General features: G+C 70.5%; 17 protein-coding genes and 1 pseudogene. 11 read left to right on the top strand and 7 right to left on the bottom strand.

Annotated elements, in window-relative coordinates:
• Positions 1-5: 5 nt before the first annotated feature.
• Positions 6-203 carry a ferredoxin gene (locus OHN19_RS00565; protein WP_330262143.1) on the top strand — a complete coding sequence of 66 codons (198 nt, stop codon included), beginning with the start codon at positions 6-8 and terminating at the stop codon, positions 201-203.
• A complete protein-coding gene (locus OHN19_RS00560) occupies positions 200-1,342 on the top strand; it encodes an NAD(P)/FAD-dependent oxidoreductase (RefSeq protein WP_330262142.1) in 1,143 nt (380 codons plus the stop codon). Before OHN19_RS00565 ends, OHN19_RS00560 begins: the two co-directional genes overlap by 4 nt.
• A 186-nt stretch (positions 1,343-1,528) precedes the next feature.
• On the opposite strand, the gene OHN19_RS00555 is transcribed toward OHN19_RS00560, so the two are convergent.
• Positions 1,529-2,428: a LysR family transcriptional regulator gene (locus tag OHN19_RS00555; protein WP_330262141.1), complete on the bottom strand. Its 900-nt coding sequence runs from the start codon at positions 2,426-2,428 to the stop codon at positions 1,529-1,531.
• A gap of 198 nt (positions 2,429-2,626) precedes the next feature.
• Positions 2,627-3,484 carry an NAD-dependent epimerase/dehydratase family protein gene (locus OHN19_RS00550; protein ID WP_330262140.1) on the bottom strand — a complete coding sequence of 286 codons (858 nt, stop codon included), beginning with the start codon at positions 3,482-3,484 and terminating at the stop codon, positions 2,627-2,629.
• A gap of 91 nt (positions 3,485-3,575) precedes the next feature.
• Here OHN19_RS00550 and OHN19_RS00545 point away from each other — a divergent pair.
• Positions 3,576-3,886, top strand: a pseudogene (locus OHN19_RS00545) (VOC family protein); the annotation flags it as partial.
• Between the two features lie 29 nt (positions 3,887-3,915).
• Here OHN19_RS00545 and OHN19_RS00540 read toward each other — a convergent pair.
• Positions 3,916-4,326, bottom strand: a complete 411-nt coding sequence (locus tag OHN19_RS00540; protein ID WP_330269855.1) for a hypothetical protein — start codon at positions 4,324-4,326, stop codon at positions 3,916-3,918.
• A gap of 437 nt (positions 4,327-4,763) precedes the next feature.
• Here OHN19_RS00540 and rpmG point away from each other — a divergent pair, with 437 nt between their 5' ends.
• The 4 genes from rpmG (at position 4,764) to OHN19_RS00520 (ending at position 6,865) form a co-directional block, all read left to right on the top strand.
• Entirely contained in the window at positions 4,764-4,928 is a 165-nt protein-coding gene (gene rpmG, locus OHN19_RS00535) for a 50S ribosomal protein L33 (RefSeq protein ID WP_330262139.1), read from the top strand.
• A gap of 57 nt (positions 4,929-4,985) precedes the next feature.
• Positions 4,986-5,246: a type B 50S ribosomal protein L31 gene (locus OHN19_RS00530; protein ID WP_330262138.1), complete on the top strand. Its 261-nt coding sequence runs from the start codon at positions 4,986-4,988 to the stop codon at positions 5,244-5,246.
• Between the two features lie 37 nt (positions 5,247-5,283).
• Complete coding sequence (locus OHN19_RS00525; protein WP_330262137.1) at positions 5,284-5,406, top strand: ribosomal protein bL36; 123 nt, start codon at positions 5,284-5,286, stop codon at positions 5,404-5,406.
• A 427-nt stretch (positions 5,407-5,833) separates the two neighbouring features.
• Positions 5,834-6,865, top strand: a complete 1,032-nt coding sequence (locus OHN19_RS00520; protein WP_330269498.1) for an NlpC/P60 family protein — start codon at positions 5,834-5,836, stop codon at positions 6,863-6,865.
• A 246-nt stretch (positions 6,866-7,111) separates the two neighbouring features.
• On the opposite strand, the gene OHN19_RS00515 is transcribed toward OHN19_RS00520, so the two are convergent.
• The gene (locus OHN19_RS00515) at positions 7,112-8,047 is read right to left on the bottom strand and encodes a helix-turn-helix domain-containing protein (protein ID WP_330262136.1); all 936 of its coding nucleotides are present in this window, start codon (positions 8,045-8,047) and stop codon (positions 7,112-7,114) included.
• 128 nt (positions 8,048-8,175) lie between these two features.
• Between OHN19_RS00515 and OHN19_RS00510 the strand changes: the two genes are divergently transcribed.
• The 4 genes from OHN19_RS00510 to OHN19_RS00495 all read left to right on the top strand — a co-directional run bounded on the left by OHN19_RS00510 (position 8,176) and on the right by OHN19_RS00495 (position 14,788).
• Entirely contained in the window at positions 8,176-9,219 is a 1,044-nt protein-coding gene (locus OHN19_RS00510) for a saccharopine dehydrogenase family protein (RefSeq protein ID WP_330262135.1), read from the top strand.
• A gap of 486 nt (positions 9,220-9,705) precedes the next feature.
• Positions 9,706-10,899 (top strand): hypothetical protein, encoded by a 1,194-nt coding sequence (locus OHN19_RS00505; RefSeq protein WP_330262134.1) that lies wholly within the window; start codon positions 9,706-9,708, stop codon positions 10,897-10,899.
• A gap of 285 nt (positions 10,900-11,184) precedes the next feature.
• The gene (locus OHN19_RS00500) at positions 11,185-13,305 is read left to right on the top strand and encodes an MMPL family transporter (protein ID WP_330262133.1); all 2,121 of its coding nucleotides are present in this window, start codon (positions 11,185-11,187) and stop codon (positions 13,303-13,305) included.
• Between the two features lie 241 nt (positions 13,306-13,546).
• Entirely contained in the window at positions 13,547-14,788 is a 1,242-nt protein-coding gene (locus tag OHN19_RS00495; protein ID WP_330262132.1) for a sensor histidine kinase, read from the top strand.
• Between the two features lie 625 nt (positions 14,789-15,413).
• On the opposite strand, the gene OHN19_RS00490 is transcribed toward OHN19_RS00495, so the two are convergent.
• The 3 genes from OHN19_RS00490 to OHN19_RS00480 all read right to left on the bottom strand — a co-directional run bounded on the left by OHN19_RS00490 (position 15,414) and on the right by OHN19_RS00480 (position 17,819).
• Complete coding sequence (locus OHN19_RS00490) at positions 15,414-16,424, bottom strand: winged helix-turn-helix domain-containing protein (protein ID WP_330262131.1); 1,011 nt, start codon at positions 16,422-16,424, stop codon at positions 15,414-15,416.
• A 171-nt stretch (positions 16,425-16,595) separates the two neighbouring features.
• The gene (locus OHN19_RS00485) at positions 16,596-17,354 is read right to left on the bottom strand and encodes an N-acetylmuramoyl-L-alanine amidase (protein WP_330262130.1); all 759 of its coding nucleotides are present in this window, start codon (positions 17,352-17,354) and stop codon (positions 16,596-16,598) included.
• Positions 17,355-17,453: 99 nt separating this feature from the next.
• Positions 17,454-17,819 carry a peptidoglycan-binding domain-containing protein gene (locus tag OHN19_RS00480; protein WP_330262129.1) on the bottom strand — a complete coding sequence of 122 codons (366 nt, stop codon included), beginning with the start codon at positions 17,817-17,819 and terminating at the stop codon, positions 17,454-17,456.
• Positions 17,820-18,021: the final 202 nt, after the last annotated feature.

Raw genomic sequence — 18,021 nt, 5'->3', positions numbered from 1 at the left:
GCACCATGAAGATCTCCGTCGACCATCCACGCTGCGAAGGCCACGGCCTGTGCGCCGACCAGGCTCCCGAGGTCTTCAGCCTGGACGACGACGCCGAACTCACCTACCACTTCGAGGGAGCCGAAGTCCCCGACACGCATCAGCTCGCCGCTCGCGCTGCTGTCCATGCCTGCCCGGTCGCCGCCCTGCGGGTCCTGTCGTGACCGCACGGCGCTCGGTGCTCGTCGTCGGCGAGTCGCTCGCCGGCATCACCGCGGCCCGCCACCTGCGCGCTCTCGGTCACACCGGCCCCCTCACGATCATCGGAGCGGAGGAACACGGCGCCTACTCCCGCCCGCCCCTGTCCAAGGCCGTTCTGCAAGACCCGGCTGCCGACCACACCCTCGGTCTGGCCCTCGACGGACTCGACGCCGAGATCATCCGCTCGCCCGCGGTCACCGCCGACACCCGGCGTCGCACCGTCACCACCGCCGACGACCGCCAGGTCTCCTACGACGCGCTGATCGTCGCCACCGGAGCGGCGGCCCGCAGGCTCGCCGCCCCCGGGCAGCGCGGCGAACTCGTCCTGCGCACCCTGGACGACGCCCGCCTGCTCCGCGCCCGCCTGGCGGACGCCGGCTCGGCGATCGTGATCGGCGCCGGCTTCCTGGGCATGGAGGTGGCCGGCGCCTGCGCCGCCCGCGGCATCCCGGTCACCGTCGTGGACACCGACCGGCCACTGGAACGCATCCTCGGCGACCATCTGTCCGCCGCGATCACCGCACGCGCCGCGGCGTACGGCATCCGCTTTCTCCAGGCCACCGGGTTCGCCACCCTGACCGGCGACCCCGTGAGCGGCGTGGTGCTCCCCGACGGCACCGAACTCACCGCGGACCTCGTGGTCACCTGCGCCGGAGAAGTCCCCTGCGTCGACTGGCTGGCAGGGACGGGCCTCCCCGACCGTCTCGGCGTCGGCATCGACCATGCCTGCGCCACCACCGTGCCCGGCGTGTTCGCCGCCGGCGACGTCACCTACTTCCGCGGCGACGGCACCCGGCCCGACCGGCGTGCGCCGTTCTGGTCCAACGCCGTCGCCCAGGGCAGGACCGCGGCGGCCTCCGTCCTCGGTCTGCCCTCGCCCGGACCGCCGCAGGACGACTACTTCTGGACCGAGGTCGCCGGGCTCACCGTCAAAATCGTCGGCCGCCTGCCGCTCATCGGCGAACCGACCACGGTGCAGGGCAGCGTGACGGACGGACGCGCACTGCTGACCTGGAGCCATGCCGACGGAACGTCGACGGCGGTCGCCTATGGACTACGCAAACCGGTCACCGCGCTCCGGGCCCTGGCCGCCGCGTCGTAGGCGGCGATCGACTGCGTCCTGTGTCGCGGCGGATGACTCTGCTGTACGCGCGCGGGTGCGGGCCGGGATGCGCAACCACCCTGCGCTGTCTGCGGCTTGAACACCGCGGTGGAACACATCGGCCGTCTTCTGGCGGCCGGTGTCGTGGGGGTGCAGAGGGTCATTTTCTTTCGCCTGAAGGCCCCCTCAGTCCGAGGGCGACTGCCTCTCGTTCCCATAGGGACGGGCAAGTGCGCTGGTCGCGGCCTCGATGAAGTCGTGGATCAGCCGGGAGCGTCGGGTCGCCACCCAGGCCAGGGCCACTTCGCTGGGGCCGATGTCCTCCACGCGCAGCGGGATCACGTCCGGCCGGGTGTAGAAGCCCGCGGTCGACAGCGGCAGCACGCAGATGCCCGCACCGGCGGCCACCAGTTCGAGCTTCTCCTCCACCTGATGGATCACCGGGGCCTCGTGGCGCCGGCGACCGTGGGGTTCCAGTGCGACGTCCCGCCACTCGGGAACGGCGTTCGGATCCTGGAGCAGGTGCTCGGCGGCGAGATCCTTGACGCTCACCGACTGTCTGCCGGCCAGGGGATGCCCCCTCGGCACCATCACCACGCGGGGCTCCCGGAAGAGTGGGCGCATCCGCAGGCCGCCGCTGTCGATGGGCAACCGCACGATGCCGACGTCGACCCGGCCGTCCAGGAGCACTTCCACCTGGTCGTCCCAACTGGTGCGCAGCAGACGTACGTTCACGTCCGGGTGGTCCGCCGTGAACGCGACCGTGGCCGGGGTGACCGTGATGCCGGGCATGAAGCCGACGGTCAGCGCCTGAGTGCCCTGGGCCGCCGACTTCACGCGCCTTGTCAGTGCCTGGGCCGAGGCGAGCAGGGGCAGCGCGTCCTCCAGCAACTGCTCCCCGGCCGCGGTGAGCAGCGTCCCGCGTCGGCCACGGTCGAACACCTCCACCCCGAGGTCGTCCTCCAGACTGCGGATCTGCCGGGACAGCGCCGGCTGGGCGATGTGCAACCGCTCCGCCGCCCGCCCGAAATGGAGTTCCTCCGCCACGGCCACGAAATAACGCAGCTTCCGCAGATCAAGATCCACCCGGAATCACCGCCTGCTCTGTTGCCCTGGCACGCCTGGTCGGCCGGACGTCCAGGACAGTGACAGTGACAGCGGCAGACAGCGCCGGCGACGGTAACAGTCCAGGACGGCCCCTTCCAGGCCAGTCGATCAACAATCTACCGGGCCCGCCGGAATTGCCGCGGGAGGCGACCGGCGGACGGTACGCGGCCGCCGTACTCAGGCACGGGCGAGGACGGCCAGAGGGTCGGTGTGGGCGGGGGTCCAGCCCAGATCCTTCCGCGCCCGGTCCGCGGTGAACTGCTGGTCGAGAGCGAAGGCATCGGCGATCGGGCCCATCTGCGCACGGGCTTGTTCCAGACTGATCGACGCGACCTTGCCCTCGATGCCCGCGGCCCGGCTGAGTGCCAGGGCGCAGTCCCTGGCCGTGGGATTGACGCCGCCGACGCCGACGTACACCGAACCCGGCTCGGCTTTGAGCGCGGCCACGTACAGCTCCGCGATGTCGTCGACGTGCACCAACGCCCAGTGGTTCGCCCCCTCGCCGATGCAGGGGATGGCGCCGGCTTCCCTCCCCGGGGTGGTGTAAAAGATGTCGATCAGGCGGTTCTCCCCGCCGTACAGCAGGCCGGGCTGCACCACGACGGGACGGCCACCTCGCTGGGCACGGCCGAGGACGGCGTCCTCCACGGACCTGCGCCAGGCGACCAGGGGCGGTGGGTTCCACGGGGCGGTCTCGTCCGTTACGCCCAGGGTGTCGCCGTAGACCCAGGTACCGCCCGTGTGCACGTACGGACCGCTGCCGACACCGTCCTGCATGGCTTCGGCCGCCTCCAGGTCCTCGGCACCGGTTTCCGCCTGAGCCAGGTGTACGACCGCCTCCGCGCGGGCGGCTGCCGCGTTCAGCACGCCGAGGTCCCGCAGCCCGCCCCGCACCGGCGTCGCTCCGAGGGCCCGGACGGTTCCGGTGGCGCGGTCGCTGCGGACCAGGGCCTCGACGGTGTGTCCCCGCCGGATCAGGGCTGTGATGGTCGCCTTGCCGATGTATCCGGATCCGCCGGTGAGGAAGACTTTCATGCTGTTCGTTCCCGTCAGTCGCTCGGTGTCTGGCTCTGCCAGCCTCCGACGGGCGAGGGGGCGCCGTCCAAGACCTGTTTCGGCTGCGCTGATGCCCGTTGGGCATCAGGGGCGCCACGACCCCGAGATGCTTGCCGCCTTCTGGTGCGAGGTCCTGGACTCCAAGGTGATCGACCGCAGCGAGGGCAAGTCGAGATCGGCTCCTGGGCGCCGACCGTCGAGGACGTCCGGTACCGACAGATGCCGCCCACTGTGCTGTTCGCCCAGGTGCCCGAGGGCAGGAGCGCGAAGAACCGGCTGCACCTCGACGTCAGCCCCATCGACGGCAGTACCGAGGACGAGGTGACCAGACTCCTCGGGCTGGGTGCCGCCGGTCCAGGGATCGCCGGGGGGCGAACTCGAATCGGGCCATTGCACGGCCTTGCCTTCGGTCAGGTCAACCTGGCTCCGGCGGCGGCCAGTCGGGCGTGCCAGTCGCGCATCCGTGCCCCCGCACCGCCGTTGAACAGTTGGTCCACCGCGCCGCCGGCCGCAGCCGGTAGTGGTGATCCGTGTCCGGCGTTCGCCAGGGCCCGCTGCTCGGGGCTCGGCGCGGGGGACAGGGAGGCGCCCCGTCCGACGAAGGCATAGCGCCGCCCGTCGATGGTCAGGACGAGGGTGCCTAACCGGCTGAGGCGTCCGGTGACCGTGTGCGGGTCGGCTCGCAGAACGGTGTGCAGGGAACGATCTTGCATCTGCAGGCCGTCGGGGCGCAGGGTGAGCAGGACGGGCTCACAGCGGGCGCCGTTCCATATGCTGCGCCGCCAGTGGACGATCGCCGCGTGGCCGGTGTCTGTGCTCATACCGCAGATGATGGCATGAGCATGACGGTTGCCGCCTCGGGCCCGGCTGACCCGGATCCGCCCCGACCGCCCTGTCGGCGTCGGGGACTGCGGTGACCGTGGTCCCCAACTGCTCGGGAGACGTGGGGAACAACAGCACCCCGCGCAGCACCAGCGCAGCCCGCTGCCGCGCCGGCAGGACCTGTCCTTGCCGGGAATGCCGACAGGTGTGGGCGAGTTGAACGCACCGTGGGAGGGGGAAGGGTCGGCGACCCCGGACCTTGCCCCCTCACGTCGGGGTCGGTCGCGTGCTTTAAGCCCGACAGAATCCTCCGCCGCGATGGCGACCGCATGTCGCCCCACGCTCCGTCGGGAATGAGACGCCGCCCGGCGCTGTTGAAGAAGGCGTCTGGCATGTCCGAGTCAAGAGGCTCGGGTGGTGGCGGAAGGAGCACCTCATGGCACGCGGCACCGTACGCGCCGTCGTCAAGCTGAAGTCGACGGCTGGTGCCGGAGTCACCTACGTGACCCGCAAGAACCGTCTGAACGATCCCGACCGGATGGTCCTGCGCAAGTACGACCCCCGGGTCGGCGCGCACGTCCTCTTCCGTGAAGAACGCTGAAACCCCTCGCCACGGCTCCCCGACAGAGGCCGACGCAGGCGACAGAAAGGCCATGCCATGAGGCGCACCATCCACCCCGTCTCCCGTCCGGTCGTCTTCCGTGACCGCGCGGCCGGCTTCCAGTTGCTCACCCGCTCCACCGTCCGGACGGAGCGCACGGTCGAGTGGGAGGACGGAAACACCTACCCCGTCGTCGACGTCGAGATCTCGTCGGCGAGCCACCCGTTCTATACCGGCAGCACGCGCGTCGTGGACACCGCGGGCCGGGTGGAACGCTTCCAGAGGCGCTACGGCGCCACAGCCCCCGTCCGCCCCTGACGACAGACTCGTTCGATCCTGCCGGGAGGAGACTGCTGTGAAGGTGCGCAAGTCCCTGCGCTCGTTGAAGGCCAAGCCGGGCGCCCAGATGGTGCGCTGGGGGGGCGTGACCTTCGTGCTGAACAAGAAGGACCCGCGCTTCAAGGCCCGCCAGGGCTGACCCCCTGAACCGCGACATCGGACCGGCCCGGCACCCCTGCTCGGTGCCGGGCCGGTCCGTCATCTGGCTTCAACCGTCCCGGCCGCCGCCGTCGCCGAGCCCACGACGACCGGGCCGAGGAGGATTCCGTGCTGGTTCATGGCGCCGCCCAGGCAGGCCCCGCGCGCACGGATCCGGGCGGGGGACAGTTCGGGCTCGTAGACGTAGAGACCAGATGTTGCCGCCGATAAAGTGATCGCTTTGTGCGTGAACGATGGGGAAAGTGACCGGAGTTGTGCGCGGCGGCCTTTGATTTGGTCACAGGAAGATCACTAGGGTGGCCTGGACCCCTCGTTCAAAGGGTCGCTCGCACGAGGCGGGTGACGGCGGCGGGGCGCCGTCCACCGTGCGTCGTGTGGGTGGTTGGAGGAACAAGGAGTTCGTCTTCGTGGCGTCCCACCGTCGACCGAAACAGCCGGGCCGAGCCCGCGTGACCGTACTGACCGCGACAGCCGCCGCTGCCGTGGCACTGGCCTCACAGTCCGCCAACGCGGCCCCCAAGCCCACGAAGGCCGAGGTCAAGGCCAAGGTCGACAAGCTTTACGAAGAGACCGAGCGCGCCTCCAACCAGTACGACGAGGCGAAGGAGGGGCAGGACAAGCTGGAGAAGGAGATCGGCCTGCTCCAGGACAAGGTCGCCCGCGAGCAGGACGAGCTCAACGAACTGCGCTCGGAGCTCGGTTCGATGGCCAGTGAGCAGTACCGTTCCGGCGGTATCGATCCCTCGATCCAGCTCTTCCTCTCCGCCGACCCGGACGACTACCTCGACAAGGCCTCCACGCTCGAGTCGCTGTCCGCGCAGCAGGTCGAGTCGCTCAAGAAGGTTCAGGCGAAGCAGCGGGAGCTGGCGCAGGAACGCGCGGAGGCCTCGGACAAGCTCAAGGACCTCGCCGTTGCCCGCGCCACGCTCGGTGAGAAGAAGAAGGAGATCCAGAGCAAGCTCAGGAAGGCGCAGGCACTGCTGAACACCCTGACCGCCGCTGAGCGTCAGGAGATCGCCGATGCCGAGCAGCGCGCCAGCCGGTCCGCCGCGAGCCGTGTCGACCTCGGCAGCGAGGCGGCAGCCTCCCCGTTCGGTGCCTCAGCCCTGAACGCGGCCGCCTCGCAGATAGGCAAGCCGTACGCCCGCGGCGGAACGGGCCCCAACTCCTATGACTGCTCCGGCCTTACGCAGTGGGCGTACGCGCAGGCGGGTGTGCACATATCCCGGGTCACCTACACCCAGGTCAACGACGGAGCCCACGTCGGCATGAACGCACTCAAGCCCGGTGACCTCGTCTTCTTCAACAACACTGAGCACGTCGGGCTCTACGCGGGCAACGGCCAGGTAGTGCACGCGCCTTACCCGGGCGCCTACGTCCGCTACGAGTCGATGAGCACGATCGGTTCCTTCCAGTTCGGCGTACGCGTGGCCGGCTGACGAAACCCGGTACCGCACTGGGGAAAGCGGCCCTCCGCACGCGTGCGTGCAGGGGGCCGCCGCTGCGTGGCCAACTGATCGTTTCAGCGTGCGATGCCGCCCCGATCGCTGCGCACCGGAGCCGCGGCGCAGGGACGGCTGCGGGTGGATGCCACCAGGCATGAGTCACCAGCAACGCGACGACGAGCTTCTGGTCCCGGTGACTAAGGTCCGCGATCAGCGTGAGCACGGCCTGTCCATTGTCCTTCAGGGGCGGAAGGTGCGGCGGTAGGTGTCAGGTGGGACACCGACGGTGCGGTGGAAGTGGCGGCGCAAGGTGGTGGCGGTGCCCATGCCGGTGGCGGCGGCGATGGTGTCCATGGTGGCGTCCGTGGTCTCCAGCAGTGCCTGGGCGTGGCGGATGCGCTGGGTGTGGAGCCAGCGCAGCGGGGTCGTGCCGGTGAGGTGTCTGAAGTGGCGGCCGAGGTGGCGTGTGCTCATGCGGGCCTGGCGGGCCAGGTCCTCCACGGTCAGCGGCTGGTTCAGTCGTTCCAGGGCCCAGGGGAAGAGCTCGTCCAGGGGGTGGTTGCCCGGGGCGGGGAGCGGGGTGGCGATGAACTGGGCCTGGCCGCCGTCTCGGTGGGGAGGGATGACCAGGCGGCGGGCGATCGCGTTGGCGTGGGCCGAGCCGTGGTCGAGGCGGACGAGGTGCAGGCACAGGTCCATGGCGGCGGCCTTGCCCGCGGAGGTGAGGACGTCGCCGTTGTCGACATAGAGGACGTCCGGGTCGACGGTGGCTCTCGGGTGGCGCCGGGCGAGTTCCCGTGTGTGGGCCCAGTGTGTGGTGGCACGCCGGCTGTCCAGCAGTCCCGCCGCGCCCAGGACGAAGGCGCCGGTGCACAGTGACGCGACGCGCGCTCCGGCCGCGTGGGCCGCGCGCACCGCCTCGATCAGCTCGGCGGGCGGGTCGATGTCGGTGTCGGCCCAGCCTGGAACGATCACCGTGTCCGCGTGCGCGAGGTGGTCGAGCCCGTGGTCGGGCTCCAGGTGGAAGCGGCCGATGCGTACCGGCCCGCTGCCGCACAGGGCGAAGTCGTACCAGGGGTTCACGATGTGGGTCAGATCGGATCCGAAGACCTCGACGGCCACGGCCAGTTCGTAGTGGAGCATGCCGTCGGTGACGGCGAGGGCGACAGCGGGCATGTCCGAAACTGTACGCGGCATGTCGTTTCCGACACTCGTGCCGGATGTCGGCGCAGGGACAGGATGAGGAGGTCAGGCCGCGGCGGATCGACTCCGCAGCGGGCGTCTGCATACAGGGGAGCGGTTTCATGGGGGCAGGTCAGCTGGTGACGGTGTACGGCGCCTACGGTCACACCGGGCGGTTCGTGGTCGCGGAACTGCTCGCGCGGGGGTTCGTCCCGGTGCTGTCCGGCCGCAACGCACAGGCCCTGGACGAGGTGGCCCGCGAGCACGACCTGGAGGCGCGGGCGGCAGCGGTCGATGACGCGGCGTCGCTGGACGGGGCCCTGGCGGGAACAGTGGCGGTCATCAACTGTGCCGGCCCCTTCGCCTCGACCACCGGCCCGGTGATCGAGGCCGCGCTGCGCGCGAAGATCCCCTACCTGGACGTGGCCGCCGAACTCGAGGCGAACCTCGACACCTTCGCCCACTACCGCGAGCGCGCTCAGGACGCAGGTGCGGTGATCGTTCCTGCCATGGCCTTCTTCGGCGGCCTGGGCGACCTGCTGGCAACCGCGGCCATGGGCGACTGGACGGAGGCCGACGAGGCACACATCGCCTACGCACTCAGCGACTGGCACCCCACCGCCGGTACCCGACGCTCCGGCGCGGTCTCCCGCGAGCGACGCGGTGCCCAGCGGCTGCGCTACCGCGGAGGACAGTGGGAACGCCGCACCGACGCGGCGCCCACGATGGAGTGGGCCTTCCCCGAACCGATGGGATCCCGGCCCGTGATCGGGGAGTTCACGATGGCGGACGTCGTCACCGTGGCCCGGCACCTCGCCATCCCCGACGTGACCACCTACATGACTACCCAGGCCGTCCGAGACATTGCCGCGCCCGACACACCGGCCCCGACCGCCGCGGACGAGAGCGGGCGCTCGCACCAGACCTTCCTCGTGGACGTCGTCGTCCGCTCCGACGGAGCCGAACGCCGGGCCACCGCCCGGGGCCAGGACATCTACGCCGTCACCGCGCCCCTCGTCGCCGAGGCCCTCGAACGTGTCCTGGCCGGCCGCACCAAGACCGCCGGTGCCGTCTCCGCAGGCGAGACCTTCGATGCCACCGACTTCTTGCGCGCCCTCGCCCCACACATCACCTTCGACCTGCACCCGCAGAAGCAGTACGCGTGATCGAGGCGCTGACGAGGTGAGACGTCGCAGACCTATCGCTGCGGCACAGGAGACCCGTACGTCGACAACCCCGCCCTGAGTGAACCGGTGGAGCATGCCGGGCGGCACCTGCCTGCTCGAAGGACTGTCTGAGCGAGCAGGTGACCGCCCTGGTCGAGCCGCAATCACCACGCGGCGGCCACGACCGGCAGGCCGTGTCTCTCCGTACAGTCGCCGCGGACGTGCCGCTCCAGCACCCCCGCCTCCTTGGGGAGTTCGTCACCTGACCGGCAACTCCACCCGCATCACGAGGCGGCCCGCCGCCGGTGCGTGATGTGGTTCTCGACGACTCCAGCGTTCCCCTGCGACCCCGCCCGACATCGTGAAGACTGAGTGGAGTTCCTGTGCGGCGAGCAGTGTTGCCCACGGGAACTCTCCATGCGCGACGTGACACAGCACCACCACAGTGCCATTCCGACGAAGTCCACGAGACGGGGAATTCGCGTCATGAGCATCGGTATCAGAGCCCTGCGGTTCGCGGCCGCCGCCACCATCCTGGCCGCCGTCTGCACCCTCACGCCGGCCACGGCCGGCAGCGCGTCGGCCGACACCAGCCCGACGGCCAACGCGGCAACGGACCTGCCCCTCCCGCCCGGCGCAATATCGAGCCACCCCGCCGCGATCAACGACGACGGGGTGATCGTCGGCTACACCCAAGGTTCCAACAACCAGATGTCTCCGACCCGTTGGGACCCGGACCTCAGCCCCACGACACTCCCGCTGCTGCCCGGCGACCCGATGGGCTATGTCGAGGCCGTGAGCGACGACGGCACCGCCGCCGGCTGGTCGGGGAGCCACCCGGTGCGCTGGGCGCCTGACGGCACGGTCACCCCACTCCAGCCGCTGCCCGGCGACGCCAGGACCGACTTCCGCGCGATGAGCCGCACCGGTATCGCGGTAGGAGAGTCCGCGCTCGGCGGGACCTACCGCGCGGTGAAGTGGCTCCCGGACGGCCAGGCCGTCCAGCTCGCTCCCCTCGCGGGTGACACCCTTGCCATGGCCCTCTCGGTCAACAGCTCGGGCACGGTCGCCGGTGTGTCCTTCTCCGACTACAGCGCCTATCACCCCGTGAAGTGGCTGCCGGACGGCACTTTGGTCCCGCTCGACCCGACCTCGGCCTACTCCACCGCGTGGGTCGTCCAGATCAACGACGCCGGCACCGTGGTGGCGCGGGGAGCCGTGCCGACCGGTGGCCCGAGGAGCCGGTCCCACTCCGTGACGTGGGGCGCCGACGGCACCGTCACGGACCTGGGTCCGGGCTCGAACGCGAATGCCATCAACGCCTCGGGCACCGTCGTCGGTTACGAGCTCGGAGCGGACAGCATCGACTACACCGCCACGAGTTGGAGCCCCGACGGCACCGCCACGGCGATCGGCTCCGCGTTCGAGTACACCACGGCCGTCGACGTCAACGACGCCGGTGTCTCCGTCGGGCACACCGGGGTCATGGTCCCGTCCGACCAGCACCGCTACGCCCTCCGCTACGAATCCGACGGAAGCCTGACCGAGCTGGACGTGACACCGAGCGACAACTACTCCTACACCACGTCCATCAACAACGCCGGCGTGGCCGTCGGCGTCCGGCTCACCTTCCCGACACCGGGAAGCTCCACGCGCACCGCGGTGATCTGGCGACCGTAGCCCCGCCCACCCGTCCGGGGCCGCCCGCCCGTCCGGGCCCACCCACCCGTCCGGGGCCCGCCCACCCGCGGCGGCCCCCGGGCAGTTCGCGTCGGTGAGGGCTGGTCGCGGCACCCCGCGCGCCCCTTTCGAGGCGCCGTCCGCGGATTACTCCCCGGGGAGTAATCCGCACCCGCCGTCGCCCCCAGCAGTACGCATCACCTCGCCCTCCCGCCCGACGAAAGCCGTCGTTCTCACCGGAAGTCTGGGGACCGAAGCAGACATCACCCGGAGGGAGATCGGTCGATGAGGGCCGGAGAGACAACCACGTCGAGGACGGGACGCAGGCGAGCCGTTCCATGGGCGGTGCTCGGGCTGTGGATTGCCGTGATCGCGCTCGTCGGGCCGTTCGCCGCCAAGCTCGGCAGCGTGCAGCACGACAAGGTCACCGACTACCTGCCGGCGAGCGCGGACTCGACGCAAGTGGCGAAGATCGAGGAGAAGTTGCCCGGGGGCGAGACCACCGAGATGGTGCTCGTCTACCACCGGGACGGCGGGCTCAGCGCCGCCGACCGGGAGACCGCGGCCAGGCAGGTCGCGGAGATCACCCGGCAGCACGCGCTGATCGGCGGTGAGCCCAAGGGGATTCCGTCCAAGGACGGCACGACCCTGATGTACCCGGTCGCCAGCAACGAGCCCGGGGCGGACGAGGAGAAGCAGGATCAACTCGTCACCGACGTCCGCGAAGTCGCCCAGGGCGGAGGCGGGTTGAGCGTCGATGTGGGCGGCACCAGCGCGCTGGGCACCGACTCCGGCGCGGTCTACGACTCGCTCGGCGGACCGCTGCTCTACACCACCGTCGCCGTCGTCGCCATACTGCTGATCCTGATCTACCGCAGCCCCGTGCTGTGGCTCGTGCCCCTCGTCGTCGCCGGGATCGCCGACTACATGTCGATGGGCGTCGCCTACGGCCTCAACCAGGCCTTCGGCACGACCGTCTCGGGGCAGAGCTCGGGCGTGATGACGATCCTCGTGTTCGGGGCGGGCACGGACTACGCGCTGCTGCTCGTCTCGCGCTACCGGGAGGAGCTGCGGCGCATCGAGCGACCGTACGAGGCCATGCTCGCCGCCCTGCGCGGCTGCGGGCCCGCCGTGCTCGCCTCCTCCGGCACCGTCGCCGCCGGACTGCTGTGCCTGCTCGCCGCCGACCTCAACAGCAGCCGGGGCATGGGCCCGCTCGGCACCGTCGGTGTGCTGTGCGCGCTGATCGCGATGCTGACCCTGCTGCCCGCCCTCCTCGTACTGGTCGGACGGCGGGTGTTCTGGCCGCTCGTGCCCGCCTTCGGGAGCACGCCCAAGCAGCGGCGGAGCCTGTTCTCGGCGATGGGCAGTTCTGCCGGTCGCAGGCCGCTGACCGTCCTCGCGAGCGGTGCCGTGCTGCTCGGCGCCCTCGCCCTCGGCTCACTCAACCTGCCGGGAGCGCTCAAGCAGGAGGACTCCTTCGTCAAGAAGCCGGAGTCCGTCGTCGCGATGGAGACCGTTGCCAAGGCCTATCCCGGGCAGGGCAGCCAGCCCATCGACGTGATCACCCCGCAGGACCGCGCCGACGAGACCCTCGCGACCGTCCGCGGCACACCGGGCGTCGGCAGCGCGGAGAAGGGTCGTACGGGAGACGGCTGGACCGAGATCTCCGTCTTCGCGAAGAGCGCACCCCAGTCGGCGGGGGAGACCGCCACCATCAAGTCCCTGCGGAAGGAACTGAAGGGCTCCTACGTCGGCGGGGACAGCGCCCAGCAGATCGACCTGGAGGTCACCAACGCCCGGGACACGAAGATCGTCGTACCGCTCGTCCTCGTCTCCGTGATGCTCATCCTGATCATGCTGCTGCGGAGTCTGGTGGCCCCGCTGCTCCTGGTGGTCGCGGTCGTCGCGGTGTGGGGCGCCTCCCTGGGGATCGGCGGACTGGTCTTCGAACCGCTCCTTGGCCTCAAGGGCACCGATCCGGGGCTCGGACTGTTGTCCTTCGTGTTCCTGGTCGCCCTCGGCGTCGACTACGGCATCTTCCTCATGCACCGGATGAGGGAGGAATCCCTGGCGGGAGCGGAACCGGCCACGGCGGCACTCACCGCACTGCGCACCACCGGCGGCGTCATCGCCTCCGCGGGACTCGTCCTCGCCGCGACCTTCGCCGTGCTGACGAACATGGGCCTGGTGCAGCTGGTCCAGCTCGGCTTCGTGATCGCCGTCGGCGTCCTGCTCGACACCTTCCTCGTCCGGACGTACCTGGTGACCAGCGCCAGCGTCGCACTGGGCCGGAAGGTGTGGTGGCCGGGCGCGCTCTCACGGCAGCCGGCGCCGGCCGAACCGGCCGGGGCGAGCGGACCGGCCGAGCCGCCCCGGCAGCCGGAAACCGTCAACGCCCCCTGAGCACCTGACCGATGGCCTCGATCGAACGCTCTGATCGAGCACGCTGATCGTGCACCTTGATCCGGCGGGCCCGCCCGGGCGGCTCTCCTTCTGGAGGGGCGCCCGGGTTCCCGCACGAGTACCGGAAGATGGAGCCGTGGAAGAACGGGGAACGACCACAGGGGTAAGGGACCGGTCGGCGGCGGACATGTCGCATACGGCGGACGATGGCGGCGGACGGTCCCGTCGCGCCGAGCGCATCATGTCCGCCGTCAACCGCGAACCGCTGACCGCACCGCACCGCACCCGCAACGACGCGGTCCTCGCACTGGGCGTCGCCGTGCTCGCCGCAGCCATCACCCTGACGGGCGGCGAGGGGACCCGGCCCGACCATCTCAGCTGGATGCTGCTGCTCGCCGGGCACGTGCCCCTCGTATGGCGGCGGCGCAGTCCGCTGGTGGCCCTGCTCGGGGTGGTGGCGTGCATGGCTCCGTACTACGCCTTCGACTACAACCCCGCCCTGCCCGCCCCTGCGATCGTCCTGGCGCTCTACACCGTCGCGGCGACCGGCACCCTACGCCGCACGCTGCTCACCGGTGTTGCCGTCCTCGGCCCGACAGTGATCAGCAACGGCCTCACCAACCAGGAGGGGGCCGGTGAGTCCCTGGAGATCTCCGGCTGGATCATCGCGGTGCTGTTCATCGGGATCGCCGTCCGCTACTACCGCTTGTACGTCGCCTCCATAGTCGAGCGGGCCGAACGGGCCGAACGCACCCGGGAGGAGGAGGCCAGGCGCCGCGTCGCCGAGGAGCGGCTGCGGATCGCCCGTGACCTGCACGACCTGCTCGCGCACAGCATCACGCTCATCGGCGTGCAGACGTCCGTGGCGGCCCACGTCCTGGCCGCCGACCCCGAGCGCCTCGACCGCGAGGCGGTCGCCCAGGCCCTGGACGACATCGCGGGGACCTGCCGGACCGCCCGGGGGGAACTGCGTACGACGCTGGAGGTGCTGCGGGCGGATGACCCGGTCGCGGGAGCGGACGCGGACCCCGGATCGGGGTCCGGTTCTGTCTCCGGGCCCGAGGACATGCGGGGGCCGCTGCCCGGGATCGACGGGCTGTCCGGTCTCGCGGAGACCGGCCGGGTGGCCGGGGCCAAGGTCGAACTGTCCGTCCGCGCGGAGGACATCCCGCCCTCCGTGGGCGCCGCCGCGTACCGGATCGTGCAGGAGGCGCTCACCAACGCCGTACGTCACGGTGGCCGCGAGGACCTCACCGTGCGGGTGGGTCTGTGGACCGCGGACGGCGCACTGCGGGTGAGTGTCAGGGACGACGGGACGGGCGGCGGGGTGGGCCCCTCCCACGGCCCGCCGGGATTCGGGCTCATCGGAATGCGGGAGCGGGCCCGGAGCGTGGGCGGCACCCTGAACGCCGGTCCGGGACCCGCAGAGGGCTTCGAGGTGACCGCCACACTGCCGCTGTCCCTCGAGGACGGGGTTCGATGACCATCCGCGTACTGCCGGCCGACGACCAGAACCCAACTCCCTGTCGTCGCAAGGGCATCGCTCTGTTCGGTGCGCAGAAGACCACGCGTTTCGCTCACGCAGGGGCCCAAAGGCTGACTCATCCGCGATGGGCGGCGGGTACGGGGACACGCGCACAGCGTTCCGCGCCGACTCCCCGAGTTTCGCGTGACGCTGTGAGGTTTTCTTGACCCAGCGGTGATGTTGAGAAGGCGATTCGGGGGCACAGGAATCCGGCACGGTCCATGCGTGCGGCAGGAGGAACCAGTGGCCGGTCATGAGGTGTACGCCGTCGGAGCGTCGTCGGCGGTGGCAGCGATTCTGCTCTTGCGATGGTGGCTGGCGGGCCGGAACAGCAGCCCGTGCACTCCCGCTGCGTACCGCCGAGCATCCCGTCGGGCGACGCTGAGGGATGCCTGGCGCATGGGCTCCGCCACCACCGAAGCCGGGCAGCGTCCGCCGTCGGATGCACCCTGCGCTCAACGGACGGTACGGGAGGCCGAAGACCTCGTGCGGGGCTACTGGCTTCAGATCAGTCCCCTCTACCTGCCCCAGCATGATCGCCATCAGTACTGAAAACCAGAGTGACGCGTACGAATGAAGGCCCCTAGCTCTCCTGCAAGGTGCCCCGGCGTTCCCGGTCGGGCAGCCGCAGGAGTGAGGCGCCGAGCGGGGTGAGGGTGTGCAGGACCGTGTTCGCGTGGCGATGGCTGGAGATGAGTCCCGCGTCGCGCAACACCGTGGTGTGGTGGCTGGCGTTGGCGGCGGACACCGAGACCGCACGGGCGATCTCCGAGTTGGTGGCTCCGTACGTCACCGCGAGCAGTACGGCGGCGCGGGTACGTCCGAGCAGTGCCGACAGCGGTGCCTCGCACGAACTGGGCCGGGACGCGCGGTCGGCCGGGGCCAGCGGGTAGAGCAGGACGGGCGGCAGGTCGGGGTCGGCGAAGGTGACCGGTTTCTGCCAGCAGAAGTACGAGGGGATCAGGAGCAGACCGCGACCGTCCAGACGCAGATCACGATCGATGCCCCCCACGTAGTCGACCTCGAGGACGGGTGCCTTCCAGCGCATGGCCGGTCCCAGTCCCCTGAGCAGTCCCTCCGCTCCGCCGTGCAGCAGAGCGCGGCTCTGCCGTGCGCCTTCGGCGTCGATGCGGGACTGCATGTGGTCGAGGTAGGGAGCGATGACAGCCTCGTGATACCTGCGCAGCGCCGTGCCGAGATCCGCGCGGACGTCCTGGTCGGCCAGGCGGTACATCTCGCTCGGCACCCTCCGCACCTGGGCCAGTAGACCGATCTCCTGGCGGACCCGGGCGGACGGCGTGTCGAGGATGGCGTCGAGCCCGGCTCGCAGCCCTTGGTCCGCCTCGGCCGGCGTGAGGAAGTCGGGGAAGTAGGACGCGCGGGGGAACAGCGGAATCAGCAGGGTCCGTACGACGGAGCCCAGCTTCTGGTCCGCGATGGCGGCGAGGGCGTCGCGGTACCAGGCGGCATAGGCCCAGCGCCCGGCCTGGGACTGAAGTCGGTGCAGGCTGGCGGTGATCTCCCATAACGGGTCAGGGCGTTCGGCGAGTCTGGTCCGCGCGAGATCCTCCGCCGTGAAATGGATACGCAGCACGGTCCCCCCATGCGTCACTCCTGGCCCGGTGGGGTCGACAATGCCCCACCGCCGCATGAACACAAAGACGGGACCAAGCCATCCTCGGCCGTGCGCGACGGCGTCGTAGGCGGAGAAGAGTCCTCCCCTACGTCCGGTGGCGGAAATGCGTCATGGCGTACGGCCGAGCCGTCATCCCGGTATCAGAGCGGCCACCTCCGCGCGTATGGCGGGCAGGTGGGACCAGACCGTGCCCGGGCAGTCGGTGGCCGCCCAGTCGAGGTGACCTCCGATGACGGGCGCCGCGCGGGTGACGCCGCTCACCGGATTGCGGTAGAGCACCTTGCCCGCCGGGACGAGCGCGTGGCGCCCTACGAGGTCGGCCAGGAGCTGGACGAGTGCGGTACGCGCGGCGGTCGTCGGGGGAGTGGTCGTGAACGTGCCCAGCAGGGCGATCCCGAGGTTCCCGCTGTTGTATCCCTGGACGTGCGCGCCGGTGACCATCCGCCCTGTCGCATCGTGGGCTGCCGTGCCGTCGGTACCGGACCAACGCCCCTCGTACACCAGGCCGTTCCTGTCGATCAGGAAGTTGTAGCCGATGTCGCCGTAGCCCTTGCCCACGGTGTCGTTGCGGTAGATCGCCCGCACCACGGCGGCCGGATCGGGATCGGTGCTGCCGTCGTCGGTGTGGTGCACGGTGAGCGTCTGGACCGGGTAGTACTCCGGCGGCCAGATCTCCGTACCGCCGGCGGTGTACCGCAGGGTCTCGTCCGCGCCCCAGGCGGCACGTGACCGCAAGGTGTACGCGGCGGAGGCGGCGGCAGCCGCGGGCAGCCGGGGGACGACGCTCAACGCTCCGGCGACTCCGAGCGCCCCCAGGAACACGCGGCGCGGCACCAGGGGCACCGGGCGGGCGGGGCGTCGGGCACCTGCGGGGTTCGGGTCCGTCATCGCGGGGTCCTCCTGTGCATGATCCGGGCCGGTCGAAGCTGTCCGCTCCCTCGCACGGAAGCGGACAGCCGGTGGAACGTGGTAGCGCCGACCGCGGGCCTACAGCGCGCAGGCGGGCTTGGGGCTGTAGAGACGGGACCAGGTGCTGGAGCCGACGATGCCGTCGGCGCCGCCCGTGGTGCCGTTACAGGTCTGCACGTAGTAGATGCCGGCCGCGGTCTTCTGGCCGTAGTCCCCGTCCACGTCGATCCACGTGGGGTAGTTGCTGTAGAAGTCGATGAGGCACTGCACCTGGCGGACGTTGTTCCCCTTGTCACCGGGGTGGACCGTGGGCCTGGCGCTGTCGGCGATGTAGTTGCAGTTGTCCTCGGCGGCGGTGGCGCCGGCGGAGGGCGCGCCCGCGAGGACTCCTCCGGCGGCGAGTACGAGGGTGCCGAGCAGGAGGGCGGAACGGTGGGTGCGCATGTCGTCTCTCCCGATGTGAGGGGTTCGTGTGACGGAAGAAAGACTGCGCGGTGACACGACGACCGGTCCACGAGATTCGAACAGCCCGAAAGAACCCAGGTCACGGCGGCGGAGCCCCCTCCCGCGCCAGGACTTTCACGCTGCTTGACCTGTTGGTCACTCAGCTCGACTACCCCAGCTGAAAGATCACCGGGGTGAGCGC

This window comes from Streptomyces griseorubiginosus, from assembly GCF_036345115.1.
GTDB lineage: Bacteria > Actinomycetota > Actinomycetes > Streptomycetales > Streptomycetaceae > Streptomyces > Streptomyces griseorubiginosus_C.
The sequence above is the reverse complement of the archived record's forward strand: the minus strand, read 5'-3'. Positions and strand labels throughout refer to the sequence as shown.

Coding starts and splice junctions, on each gene's coding strand:
- OHN19_RS00565 (WP_330262143.1), top strand. CDS start 6: ATGAAGATCTCCGTCGACCATCCACGCTGCGAAGGCCACGGCCTGTGC.
- OHN19_RS00550 (WP_330262140.1), bottom strand. CDS start 3,484: ATGAAAGTCTTCCTCACCGGCGGATCCGGATACATCGGCAAGGCGACC.
- OHN19_RS00540 (WP_330269855.1), bottom strand. CDS start 4,326: ATGAGCACAGACACCGGCCACGCGGCGATCGTCCACTGGCGGCGCAGC.
- rpmG (WP_330262139.1), top strand. CDS start 4,764: ATGGCACGCGGCACCGTACGCGCCGTCGTCAAGCTGAAGTCGACGGCT.
- OHN19_RS00530 (WP_330262138.1), top strand. CDS start 4,986: ATGAGGCGCACCATCCACCCCGTCTCCCGTCCGGTCGTCTTCCGTGAC.
- OHN19_RS00515 (WP_330262136.1), bottom strand. CDS start 8,047: ATGCCCGCTGTCGCCCTCGCCGTCACCGACGGCATGCTCCACTACGAA.
- OHN19_RS00510 (WP_330262135.1), top strand. CDS start 8,176: ATGGGGGCAGGTCAGCTGGTGACGGTGTACGGCGCCTACGGTCACACC.
- OHN19_RS00505 (WP_330262134.1), top strand. CDS start 9,706: ATGAGCATCGGTATCAGAGCCCTGCGGTTCGCGGCCGCCGCCACCATC.
- OHN19_RS00500 (WP_330262133.1), top strand. CDS start 11,185: ATGAGGGCCGGAGAGACAACCACGTCGAGGACGGGACGCAGGCGAGCC.
- OHN19_RS00495 (WP_330262132.1), top strand. CDS start 13,547: ATGTCCGCCGTCAACCGCGAACCGCTGACCGCACCGCACCGCACCCGC.
- OHN19_RS00485 (WP_330262130.1), bottom strand. CDS start 17,354: ATGACGGACCCGAACCCCGCAGGTGCCCGACGCCCCGCCCGCCCGGTG.
- OHN19_RS00480 (WP_330262129.1), bottom strand. CDS start 17,819: ATGCGCACCCACCGTTCCGCCCTCCTGCTCGGCACCCTCGTACTCGCC.